Origin of the sequence: Rathayibacter sp. VKM Ac-2804, from assembly GCF_009866655.1 — a bacterium.
Taxonomy (GTDB): Bacteria; Actinomycetota; Actinomycetes; order Actinomycetales; family Microbacteriaceae; genus Rathayibacter.
Genome location: NZ_CP047420.1, coordinates 197661 through 214058, shown reverse-complemented (window position 1 = coordinate 214058; position 16398 = coordinate 197661). Strand labels below are relative to the sequence as shown.

The following is a 16398-nucleotide window of genomic DNA, read 5'->3' as shown; positions in this document are numbered from 1 at the left end:
CGAGATCGAATCCGCATCGGCACGCCTGTCGACGAGCGTGCAGCCCTCGCACCGCGTCAGGCGATCTCCTGGCGGCCGAAGCACAGCGATGGCGCTTTCGCGTCACCCTCCGTCCCGATGACCACCGACCGCGGCTTCGCTCCTGACAGCACCTCGTCGGCACCGGACCCGCCGCCCACCTGCGGGAAGCGGAACGAGAGCCGCTCGGACCGGCGCTCCTACGAGCAGGCGATCAGCGGCGACCATGCTGGTCGAGTAGCCCCGCCGCGGCGTATCGAGCGGCGAAGCCGCTTCGCGTCTCGGTGGTGAGGGAAAGGACGCGGCGGCGCCGCGTCATGGTGGTCGAGTAGCCCTGCAGGGGCGTATCGAGACCCCGCCATCACCAGCAGGGCGGGTCTGCAGACTCGTGTTCTGACGGTGGTGGATCTCGATACGCCCGCTGCGCGGGCTACTCGATCAGCATGGAGGGGCCCGCCCCCTGGGCTCCTCGATCAGCATGCACAGGCCCGCCCCACGGGCTGCTCGGCGCCCTACGAGGAGCAAACGATGAGCGGCAGCGTGATGCGGATGTCGTCGTTCGCCTCGGTCTTCACTCCTCGTCGCCCGGGAACCGTGAAGTGCCAGACGAGCTGAGCCGATCCCGTGGTCTTCGCCACCCACAGGGTGGAGTAGTCGATGAAGGAGAAATCCTTGGTCAGCTGCTCGCCGGCGACCTGGCTCGTGTCGGTGCTGTACACGCGTGAGACGACAGCCCCGTCGATCTCGAGCCGGGCGTACTGCGCGCCCCAAGTGGCGGCACTGAGGGTCTGCCCCCACTTGCCCCCGGCCCGATAGAGGAAGGTGTAGGAGGTCCCCACGACGACCGGCAGCGTGGCAGTCCACCGCACCTCCAGGGCGACCCCGGCATAGGACGCGGAATCGTATCGGCGTAGATGCACACCAGGGTGGGACCCTCGCACCGCACCAGGCAAATTCCGGGCGCTTCAAGCACAACGATGACGCGTTCACGTCACTGCTGACGGAATCGATGCCTCCCGACGTCTCGAGCAGCGAATCTGCTAAGCGACTCAATAGCCCCGCCCGATGCGTGCGACGCCGAGTCAGGCATCTCGAGACCTCTCGCTGCCCGCGGCCTCAAGCGAAGACGACTGTCAGCAACCGGACAACCGCGCGTCCGCCCGCTGTGAAGACGGAGACGCCTGGGTCCTCTCCCCCGGGAAAGACCTCCCAGTGGTCGCGACCGTGAAACCGCGCGCCGAATCCGCCATTTTGTCCTGAAGCGTGGATCAAAGGAGGGCGCCCGTTGCCGGATCCAGGCGCACCATATCCTCGCCGCACCGGGCAATGACTCCTGGAGCTTCTCCCGCTGCGGTCACCGCACCGGTCGCGGGATCGTCCCCGCTTTCGGCGGCGACAAATCGCGTAGCAATATGGCCGCCTCCTGGGCATTGGAAGCTCCAGAGGAGGCGGCCGTCCCGTCCATCGAAGGAATACAAGCTGTTCGGCTCGAACTGGTACGGCGAAGCCGCCACTGCCACCACCGTGTAACCCCAGACCGCAGAGACGACTCGTGCGCTCAGCGAGTTCCCATCAGCGTCGGTCATCACTCCGTCGTTCTCGAAGACAGCGTTCAAGTTGCCGCCGCCGATCCTGATGAATCCTGAGTAGGAGGTGATCTCGGTACAGCCCTCCCCAGTCAGCGTGAAGGTCTGAGCCGGGTCTGCGGGCCAGTGACGGATGCTGCAAGCGTCCCAGACGGCGGCATCAGGCGCGCCGACCGCTATCTCTTGAGCTCGCCCGGCGGCGGCGGACGAGGCGTAGGGCCCGACGACCCCGACCGTCGCGCCGATGGCCAACCCCCCGAGCACGGCGGGAGCAACCAGTGAACGACCCTGCCAGGGAGGTAGGAGGAGGACCGTGGCCCAAACGACGACTCCGGCTGTCGCGCCGACGAGGTAAAGCAGCAAGGATGCTGGCGTGAGGAGTGCAGCGAACTCTACGCCGCTGTTCGCTCCGCTGACCGAGTACCCGGCTCCCGCGAGAGCCTGCCCTTGCAGTGCGCGACCAACCGCGAGAGGCAGGGGCAGGACGGCGAGGTAGACGATCAGCCATCTCGCCCCACGAGGCGGCGACGGCAGCGAGTCGCTCGCCACGTGCGCCTGCCGGACGGCGACGAGGACGACGAGCACAGTCGTCGTGGCGATCAGCAGCAAACCCGTGATGTTCGCTGTAGCGTCGCCGCTGACGAGCGTAACAATCACCATCACGATCGCGGCGATGGCGACGGCCGCCGCCGCGCCGATCAGGACAGGTCGGAAGACCGGCCCGGTGTGTCGCATCAACAGATGGACGATGCTCGCACCGAGGAGGAGCACGGCTCCGGGCAGTGCCGCTGATGTCGCGGTCTCGGGCCACCAGGGCACGGCGGGGTCGAAGGCGGCGAGGGGCGACAGCTGAGAGACCAGCTGCTGGTACCCCGGCACGACGGCGAGCTCGGGAATCCACGCAGTCGTGACGAGGACCGCGTTCGTCAGAACGATTATCAGGAGACCTGCCAGCGAGAGCGCCCGAACCTCGGCCGCGCTGCGACTCGGCGCGTCCACGACGATGATCGGATCGAAGTCGGTGCTGATGATCTCGGTCGAGTCTTTCGCCATCAGGTCGTCTCCGTACTGCTCGTCCGCCGTCCGCGGCGGTGCTCTCTGATCAGGAGGTGGAATGCTGCGTAGTCCTCCACGGCGGCGGCGATGTCGTCGTTCCTTCGAAGCAGGAGCGCTCGCAAGCCCTCCGCGACCATGGTCGTCGGATCATCACCTCGCGCGAGCAGCTGCTCGAAGACCTCGTCCGCGGATGTCCACGTCACTCGTCCCGGCGAGTCGCGCACGGGCATCCACGGCGGAGGGTTGAGAGCCACCCGCAGATCGACTCCGTCGACGAGCTCCGGTACAGGCTGCACATCGACCACGACGCCGACGGACCGGGAGCTACTGTGCAGAACGACCTCACCTCGATCCAGACGTGCGAGGTCCTCCGACTGCCGCTGGTCGAGCAGGAGTGCGGATCCGATGACGGTCCGCTCGTCGAGCTCGACCAGGCGGTGGGTCAGGATGGAGCCGGAGAGTTTCAACACTCCTGGATCGAGCTGAGTCGGGGCCTGGTCGACGACCATGAACCCTTGGCCGCTGCCCCTGAGCTCCGCAATTGCCTCGACGAAGAGGCGCACCCCCTCCGAGGCACCCGTACCCGAAGTGGAGAGCACTCGATGCGCTTCCTCCAGCACGATGACGTGCCCTAGACGACCGTGAACGGGATGCGCCTCTCGGTACGAGATCGCGCCCGCTAGGAGGAGGGCGAAGACCAGTGACCGCTCCAGCGAGCCACTGAACCCTCGCAGCTCGATCACGGCAGGAGACCGTAGGAGCTCTTCGTAGTCGAGTACCTCATGTGCATCACCGTCTAGCGCTGTCCCTAGCGGACCGCGGCGCAGGTACTCGAGGCGACCGAGGAGCGACGCCAGCAGGTTCGCCTTCGCGTCGCCGCGGAAGTCAGAGCCGCCGATGAGTTCACGAAGGGTGGACTCGACGACCCGCAGTGTCGGCGGTCCTTCCTCCGAGTTCTCATAAGCAAGGAAGACCGCTCTCCCCAGAGTGATGTAGGCGAGAGGCCAGTGGACGCTGAAGGAGAAGGCCGCATCGAAGGCCGCGATGACCCGAGAAGCGTGGGCGCTGGTCGAGACACCCGGCGGCACTCCGAAGGGGTTGAATGCGACCGCATCGGGTCCGAGCGAGATCCGACGGATCAGTGGCTCGTTTTCACCGCGACCCGCCCCCGTACCGTGCTCCGTTCCTGCCCGCAGGTGCGCCACCAGGCGGTCGTAATCGCTCTTCGCCGGGTCGATCACAAGGAACGGGACTCGATGCTCGTGCCACAGCCGGGCGAGGATCGATTGCGTGGTCACCGTCTTCCCGAACCCTGGCAGTCCGGCGACGAGCAAGTGCCGGTTCAACTCGTCCAGGGAGAGTCGTGCCCGGCCCCCGCCGTGAGCATCACCGACGGTCACTCCCAGCTCCTCCCTCCTCCGCGCGGGCTCCGCAGCACGGGGAAGTGTCGACACTGGTCGGCTCGGAAGGCCGATTGTGCCTCCGCGGAGAGGCGAGGGCAGTCTGACCACTGTCGCCGCTTCGTACGTATCGGCGATTGACTGCAGTTCCGCGATCTCCGGGACCTCGTGCGGGTCCCACTCCGGAGCCCGCAGATCGAGGAAGAGCTCCTCAGCACGAATACGCTCCCGGGGACCGCTCGGGGTGGCAATGGCGTACCCTTCCTGCGCGGTGAGGGCCATGCCCACAGCCTCGGCGAGGCCGGGTGCGATCTCGCGGTGGGAGGCGATGGCCACCCGGAGGCGCAGGCTCGCGCGGGGCAGGTCCCGAAGACGCTGCCGGTACTCCTTGGCGATGGCGAAGCGGAGAGGGTTCGTGCCGGCGTCGCCGTCGCGTGCTACATCTCGGAGAATGCTCTGGAGGTGGTCGAGAAGCTCCGCCGTGGGCTCCGCCGGCTCCATGTGGAGCAAGATCGCCGCCTCAGAGCCCTGCTGAGCGAGCACCGACGCGGCATGACGCAGCCCGCCGTCATCAGCCGACCATCGCAGCACAGCCGGGAGTGCGGGTTCGTCCTCGAGGATGATCGCCGGCTCGGCGCCGGCTTCATCAACTCGTCTCCTGATCTCCACGACCTGGCCCGTCGTCGCCTCGTCCGCGAGTCCGTGCCGGAGCAGAACTCGCAGCTCCACCGAGGAAGAGACGGGATCCAGCGGCACCTCGGCGGGTAACGTCGCGCGAACCAGGCGCTCGATTCGCTCGGCGACGGCCAACGACTCTCCTCGACCGACGATCACCGGCACCACTGCCGTTGGAGCACCGATCTCACCTTCGGCGGCGAGAAGCCTGATCTGGACGACACAGTCCCCGATGGACTCGCGGGCGATCGATTCGGCTAGAGCATGGAATCCGTGCAAAAGGTTGACGACATCGACACGGTCAACATCGGCGCCGACGTCGGGGATGTACGGCACGCGGTGCATCCAGATCCACCGGCCACGCTTGACCTCGAACGACCGCGCCTGGCGCGAGGGTCTCGTCATCCCACCGGTCCATCGTCGAGGTCGACGTCTACACGGTCGACGTGGACGAAGAGCGCGTTCAGGGCGGTCGTCGCCGTCTCGTTCGGATCGTCGAGCTCGTCCATGGCGTTCTTGGCCGCCAGGAGAGGCCCTCGGATACGGATCTCGAGGACACCGTCGCGAAGAAGTGAGTCCACTTCGAGAGCCGCGTCCGCACCAGACGAGGCGAACCACTCCGCCACGATCTCCTGCACCGTGCCCGGTCGCAGCACCCGGACGGACACCGTCGAGCACTGCAGAAGCGACGCGAAGCGCTCCTGCGGGATCTGCCCGGCGTCAACGGCGTCCAGGCTCACCACAATCACAGTCGCCTCTCTTCCTCGGGAGAAGCCCGCAATCCCCTCCGGCCGACTGCCGAACACGCCTCGCCAGGCGTTCTCGAGCTTCTGGTCCCGGACTAGAGCACCCTCCTCGGCAGCGACGGAGTCACGGATCGCGTCCCGTTCGATCACCGGCTCACCCCGGCCGGTCAGGCTTGACTGTGGCAGGCGGGCTGCGGAATCGGCACGGAGTTGGGCCGCCACAGCCGGGAAGCGGCGCATGAACTCCTTCGGGTCGCCGGTGATGAGTGCGAGCAGAGCGGTATTCGCCTCGGCAGCCTGCTTCTCGTAACGCTCCGGGTACATGAGCCAGAGCGTCGGCACGCCCAGCAGCACTCCGAGCTCGGCCCACTCGACCGACAACTTCTTTTTCAGCGCGATCTCACCGAGCGAGCGGAGCTCCTCCTGCTCTGCATCGGCCAGGATCTGCTCCAGGGCCTGCGCGCGCTGCTGCCCGAGCCGTGTGGCTTCCAGAGCCCCGAGGTTCTGCGCCTCCACCGTATCGAGCCGAAGCTGGCGCGCCTTCTTCGCTAGCTCCAGCTGCAGATCGATCCCGCCGAGCTTTTTCTCCCGACGGAGTGCGATCCGTCCGAGCTTTCGATCGCGATCGAGAGCGACCGCGGCCAGATCGACGTCCTGCTCCGCTGTCACCGCGGCCAGCTGGACCACTTGCGCAGCCGTCACCGCCGAGGTCACGACCGCGGAGGGAGTGAAAGTCGCCTCGAGAATGCCGCTGACCTTAAGGACTGACGCGACTGGTAGCTGCTCGGCGCGCCACTGATCGATGACGGTCATGAACGACTTCTCGGTCAAATCGTCGTGAGTCCTCGTCGCGACAACGGACCGCATCATGTCCTCGATGGCGGCAGTGGCGAGGGCGATCAACTCCTTCTCGAAGTCCACTCGGTTGCCCGCGGCGAAGGCGACGAAGGAGGCGTAGGAGTCGGTGGGATCGATGACCACGCTGGCGAGGACGCTCACGGACGGCAGGACGCGGCCGTCCGCCGTTCGGACGTCGACGAGGGTCCGCTTGATCTCCACTCCCTCGATCCGCACCGGGAGCAGCTGCACTTTGCCCGTCCACGGCGCCGCACCGAAGAGCCGTCGAACGACCGTCCCCGGAACCGCCGTCCGGAGGTATTCACCGTTCCTGTAGACGACGAAAAGCCCACCGGGATTGGGGTGCGTCCGACCGGCGTAGTCCTGCATCGCGGCCACGAATTTACCCATGAGTCTTCTCTCCTCGTCGTCCTGTCGGCGCTACCACGCGCCAGATCCTTCGGAATCGGCGTCGCTGTCACCGGAGGCGTCGGAGTCGGTGTCCGACTCGCTCGTCGAGTCCGAGTCCGAGTCGGTGTCGGTGTCCGTGTCCGAGTCCGAGTCCGTGTCGGTGTCCGTGTCCGTGTCGGTGTCCGTGTCCGAGGGACCGGCTCGGTCCTCCGAGGCACCCGGCTCGGTGTCCAGCGGGTCGCCCCCTTCCACCGATCCACTCGGCTCCGCACTCGGCTCAATTCCCTCCTCTGGACCGGAGGTGGATTTCTCCGTCCCAGCGTCCACCGCATCGACCTGATTCATTTCGACGTCCTCGGTGTCGGTCGACTCGACGTCCTGCACCTCTCGATCCGCTGACCCCTCCTGGGTCATCTCGGCATCCGGAGCGGTGACGGCCGTGTCGTTGTCCTCCCAGAACACGCTCCACCCGTCGTCATCATCGTCGTTCAGCGTCTCGCTATCGCCCGACTCCGCATCCGGCTCAGCAATCTCCGCCTGATCTTCTGTTTCGTCACTCAACTCTCGAAATGCGGGAGCTGTCGTATGGTCCGTCGACAGCTCTGCGTCCGGAGGGTTCTCGGCCGGCGCGGAGGACAGGCCGTCCTCGGTGCCAGGACGGCCGCTCTCCGTGGCGTGTCCGTCGTCCTCCCACGAGACCAGTGCCTCATCCTGCGACTGCTCGGAAGGGCCTTCCTCCGATACGAGGGCCTCCGATTCGTCTTCGTGGTCGGGTTCGGCGTCCGCGGTCACCACCTCGACGTCGTCGTCGCCCGGGTTCACCTCGACGGCGGTGCGGTCGAGATCCGGAGCGCTGTCGCCCTCTCCATCGGTGTCCTGTGAATCGACGGCGACCTCCTCCGGCTCCTCGGAGTCCTTCGAGTCCTCAGCGTCCTTCGAACCCTCGGAGCCCTCCAAGTCCTCGGAGCCTTCCTGGTCCTCGGACCCTCTCTGGTCCGCAGAATCGTCCTGGTCATCGGGGGCTTCAGGCGGATCGTCGAGGGACTCGAATTCCTCCCTCCGCTCGTCGTCCTCGTCCTGCCTCATCTTGAGCGCGTCGCCGTGCTCCTCTGCCATTTCACGGACTGCGTCGCCTAGCTGCTGCACGTACTCGACGGTGGGCCGGTCTGCTCCGACAGCAGACGCGAGAGCGCCAGGAACGCTGGGCGTCGACAGCGCGACGATGCCGGCTTCGGCGATAAGCCGCGCGACCTGCAGGGGGCCAAGCTTCGGGGCTTCTCCGGTCATCGGCCTCGTCCTCTCGTCAGGGGGTCGCCGACAGAGCCGAGTGATCCCATGAGAGTGACGTCGACCTGCACTCTGCGAGTGAACAGGAGAAGCGCGTTAGGAGGCAACGATTGAGACGACCAGTCTCGATAAAGCGATCTGCGAGCGTCTCGATGTCCTGCCGGGCACCGCTCTGGCGACGAGCCGTCATGCCTCCACCAAGCCCTCACAACAGCCGCACCCCTACTCCGGCATCGAGAAGTCCGCGAAGTCGAAGCCCGGCGACACCAGGCAGCTCACCACCGCGTCCTCCGCCGCCGGAAGCGTCCGCTGCCAGACGTCGGCCGGCACCAGCGCCTGCACCGGCAACTCCTCGAACGCCGAGCCGAGCACCACCGTCTCCCCGTCCTCCGGCTCCTCGCCGAGTCCGCCGTACTGCAGGGCCACCCGGCCGGGCCCGTTCCAGATCCACGTCTCCGCCGACGACACCCGGTGCCAGGCCGACGCCTCGCCCGCCGGCAGCAGGAACACGATCAGCGTCGCCGCCGGCCGCTCCCGCACCGAGCCGTCGGCGCCCACGAGCGTCAGCCGCTCCGGCGACTCCCACGTCCGCCGGTACCAGCCGCCCTCGGGATGCGGCTCCAGCCCCAGCGACTCGGCGAGCGCCGGCCGCCGCACCCGCTCGAGCACCCGCCCGTCCACGCTGAGCCGGTCCACGAACCCGCTCACCTCCGCGCCTGCCATCGGACCTCCCCGGAGATGATCGTGGCGAGGGCCGTCCCCTCGCCGTCTTCCACGACCGCAGCGACCACGTCGTCGGACGAAGAACCGGACACGCCCAGCACCGCGAGATCGGCGAGGGCCCCGGGCACGAGCGTGCCGAACGACCCCGCCGCCCCCATCGCCACCGCACCGCCGAGCGTCGCCGCCGCCAGCAGCCGCGCGTGCAGATCCCGCCCCGCGTACCCCTGCGCCCGCGCGATCCGGCACAGCTCGGCGACGTCCCCGAGCAGGTCCAGCGACGGCGTCGACGACAGCGAGTCCGTCCCCACCGCGATCGCGTTCCCCTCGCGCAGATAGTCCGCGACCGGCGCCTCGTCGAGCCCGATCACCGCGTTCGAGCGCGGGCAGAGGGCCACGGAGGTGCCCGTGCGGCGCAGCGTCTCGCGATCGTCCGCATCGACGTAGATCCCGTGCGCGATGTGCACGTCCTCGCCGAGCGCGCCGATCGTCTCGGCGTACGCCACCGGGCGCAGCGCGCTGCCGCCGTTGCGCAGCAGGTGGAAGCCGTCGTAGCCCCAGCGGCGCCACTGCTCCGCGAGGTCGCCGCGGCCGTGCATCGTGTACTCCGCCTCCCAGGCCGACTCGGCCAGGTGCAGGTGCCGGCGCACGCCGAGCTCCTGCGAGAGCCCGGTCAGATCGCTCAGCACCGGGGTGTCCAGCGAGTACGGGGCGTGCGGCGAGAGCCCGATCCGCGTCACCCCGGAGGTGCGCACCAGCTCCGCGGTGATCGCGCGCCCGCTGCCGCGCCAGTCGTCCTCGAGGAGGCTCATCAGCTCCCAGTAGGCGATCCCGTGCACACGGCCGTCCTCGAGCACGCGCAGCGCGTCGAGGTCGGTCACGATGTCCGCGATCGCCGTCGTCCCGGTCGAGACCGCGATCTCGAGGCCCGCCGCGGCGGACGCACCCCAGTCGTGCGGCTGCTCGTAGACCTCCTGGAAGGCGCGCGACCAGTCCTCGAAGCCGGCGTACCGGCCGAGTCCGACCGCGGCCATGCAGGTGTACTGCAGGTGCGAGTGCGCGTTGACGAGCCCCGGGACGATCGCGCCCGGCCACTCCCGCACCGCGGGCGACTCGTCCCGGAGCGAGGCGAGCACCGCGTCGCGCGGGCCGACCGCGACGATCCGCTCGCCGCGCACGGCGACCGCCCCGTCGCGCACCGGCTCACCCGCCACCGGCAGCATCCACGGCGCGCTGTGCACGGTGAGTACCGACGTCGAGCTCCCGGCGCTCTCGCGCCCGAGCGACACCGCGCCGCTCACGGGATCCACGCCGACGGCATCAGTCCCGCGAGACTCGCCGTGCTCGCCGCGACCGCCAGCAGCACCGCGACGCCCGTCACCGCCCAGTCGACCGGCGTGTACCGGATCTCGCGCAGCCAGGTCCGCTTGTGCGTCCCGAAGCCGCGCAGATCGAGCGCGTCGACGGTGTCCTCCGCGTCCACGAACGACGTGATGGTGACGGGCACCATCAGCGGCGCGATCTCGCGGAGCCGGCGGATCGGGTTGCGGGTCGCCGAGCGCTCGTAGCCGCGCAGGCGCTGCGCCGCCGCGGTCTCCTGCAGGTTCGAGGCCGCGCTGGGCAGGAACTTGAAGGTCAGGTCGATCCCGTAGGCGAAACGGGCGGGCAGGCCGAGGCGCGCGAACGCGACGGCGAGGTCGCCCGGACGGATCGCGAAGGCCAGCGGGAAGCCGACCGCGACCAGCGTGAGGAAGCGCAGCAGCAGGTTGACCGCGTACGAGACCGCCCCCTCCGTGATCGCCAGGCCGACGACCGGCACCGTGAACAGCGTCGCCCCGGACTCGGGCTCACCGCTGCTCGTCGCGCCGACGATGAGGCCGTTGATCCCCGCGAAGACGACGACGAACACGGCCACCACGGCCCAGTTCGCGCGCACCTCGCGGAACGGGATCTGCGCGCTGGCGTAGTACGCGAACGCCACGACGGCGAGCGCCGCCATCCAGCGCAGATCGCGCACCTGGCTGGCGGCGACGACGAACATCACCGGCACCAGGATCAGCACGCGCGGATCCCGGCGGCCGAGGAAGGAGTCACCGCCGAGGTATCGAGGCGAGACCTCCATCCCGGGCGCCCGTCAGCGTCCGGCGAGGTTCTGCAGCGGCTTCCAGACCCGGTCGAGCACGGGCACCAGGATCACCGCGGTGATGCCGGTGGCGAGGATCGCCAGGAGGTAGGAGCCGAAGAACCAGTACTGGAAGGTCTGGCCGAGGAACAAGAAGTCGGTGGCGGTGAAGAGCAGTCCGACGACGACCGCGGCGACCGCGATCGCGGCGGCCCAGACGAGCTGGCGGCCGGTGGTGCGCGGCTCCTTGGCGTAGTAGCCGATCAGTCCGGCGAGCAGGCCGACCAGGCCGTTGGCGATGCTCCAGTTCCAGTAGGTGAGGAAGCCGTAGCCCATGATCTGGTCGACGATCGCGTTGCCGACGGCGCCGGTGAAGAAGCCGGCGACCGGGCCGAAGCGCAGACCCACGAAGGGGATGATCGCGATCGCGGGGCGGATCGAGATCATCGTCCCGGGGATCACGAAGCTGAGCGCCCCGAGCGCCCCGTAGAGCGCGGCGCCGACGGCGCCGAAGACGATCGTGCGGGAGGAGACGGCCCAGGGGCCGGTCTTCGCGGCGGTGGAGGTGGTGGCGGTCACGGGTGTGTCCTTTCGAGGGAGGGAGAGGAGCTGCGGGGATCGGCGGTGCGTCCGGCGTCGGGGGTGCTGCCGGGGTCCTGCTGCGCACGGCGGAGGCGCCGGGCGAGGTCGAGCGGGCGCGGGAGGCGGCCGCTCGCGGGTCCGTGGCGCCGAGCGGCGCGCACGAAGTCGGTCTCGCGCAGCACCGCGCGGGAGTGGCCGGGGTCGACGCCCGGACCGTGCCAGAGCGCCGTGTCGTGCACGACCTCGGCGGGGGTCGCGTCGGCGACGATCCCGCCGCCGTCGACGACGACCACTCGGTCGGCGCGGGCGAGGGCCATGTCGACGTCGTGGGTGATGAAGTAGACGCTGTCGATCCCGTCGATCCCCCAGACCGCGTCGAGGAAGTGGCGGGAGGAGCGCTCGTCCTGCCCGGCCGTCGGCTCGTCGAGGATCAGCGTCCGCGGCCGCAGGGTCAGGGCGAGCGCGACGGCCAGCCGGCGCTGCTGCCCGAAGGAGAGCGTGCGAGGCGGGCGCTGCAGGATCCCGGGCACGTCGTCGAGCGAGACGGCGCGCAGCGCGGCGTCGGCGATCGCGGGGATCTCCTCCGCCGCCACGCCGAGATTGCGCGGCCCGAAGGCCAGCTCGGCTTCAACCGTCTCGCTGAACAGCGCCTGGCCCGGGTTCTGGAAGAGGTAGCCGCAGGTCGAGACGAGCTCGGCCGCGGTCAGCTCGTGCACCGGCCGGCCGTCGAGCAGCACCCGGCCGCGCGTCGGCGCGACCAGGCCCACGGCCGCACGCATCAGCGTCGACTTGCCGGCGCCGTTGCGGCCGAGGATCGCGACCCGCTCCCCCGCGTGGAAGCGGCGGTCGACGGCCGCCACGATCGTCCGCGCGCCGTAGCCGAGCTCAGCGCCGTCGAAGTGCAGGCGAGCGGCACCGGCCGGAGCCGGCCGCGCCTCCTCCTCGGGCGACTCCTCCCCCGCGGCGCCGGCGAGCAGCGCTTCGAACGGCAGCTTCACCGACTCCGGCGACGCGACCTCGAGGAACCCGGCGACACCGCCCGAGTAGACCACCCGCCCCTCCTCCAGGTAGACGACGCGGTCCGGCTGCAGCGCGAGCACCTCGTCGACGCGGTGCTCCACGATCACGGCCGCCCCGCCGCCGTCGACGTAGGCGCGCACCGCCCGCAGCAGCACGTCGGCCGCGTCGGGGTCGAGGTTGGCCAGCGGCTCGTCGATGACGATCACCCGCGGGTCGAGCACGAGGATCCCGGCGAAGGCGACGAGCTGCAGCTGCCCGCCGGAGAGCTCGTGCGGCGGTGTCGAGAGCAGCGCGGTCAGCCCGAGCCGCTCGGCGACCCGGTGCGCGCGCTCGCGGATCTCGGCGGGCGGCGTCCCGCGGTTCTCCAGCCCGAACGCGATCTCGGCGAGCACGCTGTGCCCGACGACCTGCTTGCCCGGGTCCTGCAGCAGCGTGCCGACGACCTCCGAGATGTCGCGCAGGGCGAGCGGAACCGCGTCCCGCCCCTCGACCTCGATCCGCCCGGTCACCTCGGCGCGGTAGGAGCGCGGCACCAGGCCGTTCAGCACCCGCAGCAGCGTGCTCTTGCCGCAGCCGGACGGGCCCGCGACCAGCACGACCTCGCCGCTCGACACCGAGAAGCTCGCGTCCACCAGCGACGGCTGCTCAGCGTTGCGGTAGGTCACTCCGACGCCCTCGAGGCGCAGCAGCTCGGTCACGAGCGCGCTCCGTCCCGCTGCGGCGCGGCACGGCGGCCGGTCGAGGTCCAGCTGCCGAGGAAGTCGCGCTGGGCGCTGCTCGGCGCGTCGATCCGCAGGCCGAGCGCGTCGAGCTTGGCGCGCGCGACCCGGTCGTCGACCTCGGGCGGGAGCAGGTGCACGGCCGGAGCGAGGCTCCCCGCCTCCCGCGCGAGCAGGTCGACGGCGGCCACCTGGACGCCGAAGGACAGGTCCATGATCTCGATCGGGTTCCCCTCACCGGCGGTGCAGTTGATGCAGCCGCCGTCGTCGAGCACGACGATCGAGCGGCCGTTGGGCAGCGTGAAGCTCTCCAGCGCGTGCCCGATGCTCTGCCGGGTCGCGCCCGCGGCGAGCGCCGCGTCGATCGCGATCTCCTGCGCCACTCCGCCTGAGACGGCCACGGCCGCCCCCTCCGGCAGGGCGAGCAGGTGCTCGACGTCGACGGTGTGCGCGATGCCGGTCGCCGAGATCAGCAGGTCGGCGCTGCCGGCCGCCGACTCCAGGGCGTCGACGTCGTAGCCGGCGAAGACCGCCTCGAGCGCGCGGACCGGGTCGACCTCCGCGATCGTCACGCGGGCGCCGAGTGCGCGGGCGTGCTGGGCGACCCCGCGGCCGACCGGCCCGAAGCCCGCGACGACGACGTGCGCGCGATCGAGCGGAGTCGCGAGCAGGTCGAGCATGGTCAGCAGCGTCGACTGCCCCGTGCCGTGCCGGTTGTCGAAGAGCGTCTTGCAGCGCGCGTCGTTGACCGCCAGCACCGGGATCCGCAGCGCGCCCTGGCGCTCCATCACCCGCAGCGGGCGGAGGCCGCTGGTGGTCTCCTCGGTCGCCCCGCGCAGGGTCTCGAAGACCGCGGGCCGGTCGGTGTGCGCGAGCCGGGTCACCGACGAGCCGTCGTCGACCAGGATGTCCGGGCGCCGGTCGAGCAGCCCCAGCGCGAACGCCCGGTCATCGGCGGCGCTCGCGTCCGAGCGGGCGAAGACCGCGATCCCCGCGTGCTGCAGGGCGGCCGCGGTGTCGTCGTGGGTGTTGGAGGCGCCGCACATCACGCTGACGTCGGCGCCGGCCGCCGCCAGCTCGAGCGCCAGGGTCGCCGTCTTGGGCTCGAGCACGAGCACCAGCCCGATCCGCAGCCCCCGCACACTGCCGCTCTCGCGCAGCTGCCCGGCGATCCCGCGGGTCACCGGCATGAAGCGCGCGGCCCAGTCGATCTTGTCCTGCCCCTGCCGCCACAGCGAGGCGTCCCGGATCGGCGCGGTCATCGGAGCAGCTCCAGCGCGAGGGCGCGGTCGGCACGCTCGCGCAGGTCGTCGGGGGAGGGATCCTGTTCCCGGGCGGCCTCGACCGCCGCCGCGAAGCGCGCGGACAGCTCCTCGCGGGTGCGGCGGGCCGAGCCGTCGGCGACGTCGCGCGCCACCAGGAGGAAGAGCTCGCGCTCGGCGTCCACGATCCGGTCGATCCCGGGGCGGCCGGAGGAGGGGTCGGTGACCGCGGCCACGGCCGGGCGCTCCTCCGCCGCGTCGACGAGGAGCAGCGGACCGCCGCCTCCGAGCAGCGCCGCGGTGACCGGGCCCGTCAGCTCTCCCGTCGCGAAGGCGATCGTCGCATCCCCCAGATCGGCGGAGTCCGCCGTCTGCACCGTGATTCCGAGCTGGGTGATCTCGACCAGCGCGACCGGATCGTCGCCGACGACGACCACGCGGGCGCCGATGGCGGCGGTCCTGGTCGCCAGCTCGGCGGCGAGCGGTCCGCTGCCGAGCACGGCGACGCGGGTGTGCGCGAAGGAGAGGTTGGACGCCGCGGCGACCGCGCGGAGCACCGCCTGCGCCCAGGCGGTGCAAGTCAGCGCTCTGACGACCCGGGAGTCACCGGACGCGTCGGCCGCCGTCGCGGCCAGCGCGGCGCGGCGCAGCGGGGTGAGGGTGGCGTGCATGACGCTCCAGGGGAGTCGGCGGTTCTAAGCGGTTAGCGCGACCATAGTCGCGCCTCGTTTCCCCCACCCGCTCGTTTATTACGCCCATGTGAAACATTCCGCGCCGCCCGCGCCTCTCCGCCATCGAGCACCTGCGTGGCGGGCCCCCCTCCCCCTCGCCGATCACGCTCCCACCTGCGGGCGCCCCCTCCATGCTGATCGAGTAGCCCGCACAGCGGGCGTATCGAGATCCCCCCACCCCCCTCCCATAAGCTGACCGGATGTCAGCCCGCCCCCGGCGCCCCACCCTCGCCGACGTGGCGCGCTCGGCCGGCACCTCCGCGACGGTCGTCAGCTACGTCGTCAACAACGGCCCGCGCCCCGTCTCCCCCGAGCTCCGCGCCCGCGTCGAGACCGCCATCACCGAGCTCGGCTACCGCCGCAACTCCCTCGCCGAGGCGCTCAGCGTCGGCCGCTCCAATCTCGTCGGCCTCCTCGTCCCCGACTCCTCCAACGCCTTCTTCGGCGAGCTGGCGCGCGAGATCGAGCACGAGGCCCGTCGCCGCTCGCTGCTGACGCTCCTCGGCAACACCGAGTACGACCCGGAGGTGGAGCGCGGCTACGAGCGCACCTTCGCCGACCTCCGCACCGCCGGCATCCTCCTGATCACCATCGACCCCGCCAGCACCGCCGACACCGCCCCGCGCGTCTTCCTGCACTCCGCCGCCCCCACCGACGCCGAGCCGAGCGTCGTCTTCGACGACGAGCAGGGCGTCCGGGCCGCCGTCGAGCACCTGCTCGCCCACGGCCACGACGACGTGCACTGCGTCACCGGCCCCGACGACTTCGGCCCCTCCGGCCTCCGCGCCCGCTTCTGGGCCGAGGCGATCGGAGGCGCCGCCGGCCGACTGCACCGCGTGCCGATGGACCGCGTCTCGGCCGAGGCCGCCCTTCGCACCATCCTGCGCACCGAGCGCCCGCGCGCCGTCTTCGCCACCACCGACGAGCACGCCCTCGCCCTCCTCCGAGCCGCGTCGCAGGAGGGGATCCGCGTCCCGTCCGAGCTCGCGATAGTCGGCTTCGACGGCATCCGCGAGGCGCTCCTCGGCGGCGTCCGCGTCACCACCGTCGCCGTCCCCGTCCGCGAGATGGCCCGCATCGCCTTCGAGCTCCTCGACGAGACTCTGGCCGACGACCCCGTCCGCCACGTCCGCCTGCCGACGACCCTCGTCCTCGGCGAGACCTGCGGCTGCACCCCCACCCCCTGACGCCGGGTCTCCCTGGAAGAGACGCCCGCAGACATGCTG

Annotated in this window: 13 protein-coding genes; 1 reads left to right on the top strand and 12 read right to left on the bottom strand. The window is 70.4% G+C overall.

Annotated elements, in window-relative coordinates:
• Window positions 1-530: 530 nt before the first annotated feature.
• The 12 genes from GTU73_RS01020 to GTU73_RS00965 form a co-directional block, all read right to left on the bottom strand.
• Window positions 531-857 carry a hypothetical protein gene (locus GTU73_RS01020; protein ID WP_160086189.1) on the bottom strand — a complete coding sequence of 109 codons (327 nt, stop codon included), beginning with the start codon at window positions 855-857 and terminating at the stop codon, window positions 531-533.
• Window positions 858-1286: 429 nt separating this feature from the next.
• On the bottom strand, window positions 1287-2657 hold the full coding sequence (locus tag GTU73_RS01015) for a hypothetical protein (protein WP_160086187.1): 1371 nt from the start codon (window positions 2655-2657) through the stop codon (window positions 1287-1289).
• Complete coding sequence (locus GTU73_RS01010) at window positions 2657-5140, bottom strand: DUF87 domain-containing protein (protein ID WP_160086185.1); 2484 nt, start codon at window positions 5138-5140, stop codon at window positions 2657-2659. Before GTU73_RS01010 ends, GTU73_RS01015 begins: the two co-directional genes overlap by 1 nt.
• The gene (locus GTU73_RS01005; protein ID WP_160086183.1) at window positions 5137-6729 is read right to left on the bottom strand and encodes a hypothetical protein; all 1593 of its coding nucleotides are present in this window, start codon (window positions 6727-6729) and stop codon (window positions 5137-5139) included. The genes GTU73_RS01010 and GTU73_RS01005 overlap by 4 nt, the downstream gene beginning before the upstream one ends.
• Before the next feature lie 30 nt (window positions 6730-6759).
• Window positions 6760-8016 carry a hypothetical protein gene (locus GTU73_RS01000; RefSeq protein ID WP_160086181.1) on the bottom strand — a complete coding sequence of 419 codons (1257 nt, stop codon included), beginning with the start codon at window positions 8014-8016 and terminating at the stop codon, window positions 6760-6762.
• A 222-nt stretch (window positions 8017-8238) separates the two neighbouring features.
• A complete protein-coding gene (locus GTU73_RS00995) occupies window positions 8239-8724 on the bottom strand; it encodes a cupin domain-containing protein (protein WP_244231722.1) in 486 nt (161 codons plus the stop codon).
• Window positions 8721-10046, bottom strand: a complete 1326-nt coding sequence (locus GTU73_RS00990) for an amidohydrolase family protein (protein ID WP_244231721.1) — start codon at window positions 10044-10046, stop codon at window positions 8721-8723. The genes GTU73_RS00995 and GTU73_RS00990 overlap by 4 nt, the downstream gene beginning before the upstream one ends.
• Complete coding sequence (locus GTU73_RS00985; protein WP_160086177.1) at window positions 10034-10858, bottom strand: energy-coupling factor transporter transmembrane component T; 825 nt, start codon at window positions 10856-10858, stop codon at window positions 10034-10036. The genes GTU73_RS00990 and GTU73_RS00985 overlap by 13 nt, the downstream gene beginning before the upstream one ends.
• 12 nt (window positions 10859-10870) lie before the next feature.
• The gene (locus GTU73_RS00980) at window positions 10871-11437 is read right to left on the bottom strand and encodes an ECF transporter S component (protein ID WP_123447291.1); all 567 of its coding nucleotides are present in this window, start codon (window positions 11435-11437) and stop codon (window positions 10871-10873) included.
• Entirely contained in the window at window positions 11434-13158 is a 1725-nt protein-coding gene (locus tag GTU73_RS00975) for an ABC transporter ATP-binding protein (protein ID WP_160086175.1), read from the bottom strand. The genes GTU73_RS00980 and GTU73_RS00975 overlap by 4 nt, the downstream gene beginning before the upstream one ends.
• Window positions 13155-14441: an adenosylhomocysteinase gene (locus tag GTU73_RS00970; protein WP_160086173.1), complete on the bottom strand. Its 1287-nt coding sequence runs from the start codon at window positions 14439-14441 to the stop codon at window positions 13155-13157. The genes GTU73_RS00975 and GTU73_RS00970 overlap by 4 nt, the downstream gene beginning before the upstream one ends.
• Window positions 14438-15112, bottom strand: a complete 675-nt coding sequence (locus GTU73_RS00965; protein ID WP_160086171.1) for a hypothetical protein — start codon at window positions 15110-15112, stop codon at window positions 14438-14440. Before GTU73_RS00965 ends, GTU73_RS00970 begins: the two co-directional genes overlap by 4 nt.
• A gap of 260 nt (window positions 15113-15372) precedes the next feature.
• On the opposite strand from GTU73_RS00965, the gene GTU73_RS00960 reads away from it, so the two are divergent.
• The gene (locus GTU73_RS00960; RefSeq protein WP_160086169.1) at window positions 15373-16359 is read left to right on the top strand and encodes a LacI family DNA-binding transcriptional regulator; all 987 of its coding nucleotides are present in this window, start codon (window positions 15373-15375) and stop codon (window positions 16357-16359) included.
• The last annotated feature ends 39 nt before the right edge of the window (window positions 16360-16398 follow it).

Excerpts from the sequence above, each read along its gene's own strand:
- GTU73_RS01015 (WP_160086187.1), bottom strand. The coding sequence starts at position 2,657 with ATGGCGAAAGACTCGACCGAGATCATCAGCACCGACTTCGATCCGATC.
- GTU73_RS01010 (WP_160086185.1), bottom strand. The coding sequence starts at position 5,140 with ATGACGAGACCCTCGCGCCAGGCGCGGTCGTTCGAGGTCAAGCGTGGC.
- GTU73_RS01005 (WP_160086183.1), bottom strand. The coding sequence starts at position 6,729 with ATGGGTAAATTCGTGGCCGCGATGCAGGACTACGCCGGTCGGACGCAC.
- GTU73_RS01000 (WP_160086181.1), bottom strand. The coding sequence starts at position 8,016 with ATGACCGGAGAAGCCCCGAAGCTTGGCCCCCTGCAGGTCGCGCGGCTT.
- GTU73_RS00985 (WP_160086177.1), bottom strand. The coding sequence starts at position 10,858 with ATGGAGGTCTCGCCTCGATACCTCGGCGGTGACTCCTTCCTCGGCCGC.
- GTU73_RS00970 (WP_160086173.1), bottom strand. The coding sequence starts at position 14,441 with ATGACCGCGCCGATCCGGGACGCCTCGCTGTGGCGGCAGGGGCAGGAC.
- GTU73_RS00965 (WP_160086171.1), bottom strand. The coding sequence starts at position 15,112 with ATGCACGCCACCCTCACCCCGCTGCGCCGCGCCGCGCTGGCCGCGACG.
- GTU73_RS00960 (WP_160086169.1), top strand. The coding sequence starts at position 15,373 with ATGTCAGCCCGCCCCCGGCGCCCCACCCTCGCCGACGTGGCGCGCTCG.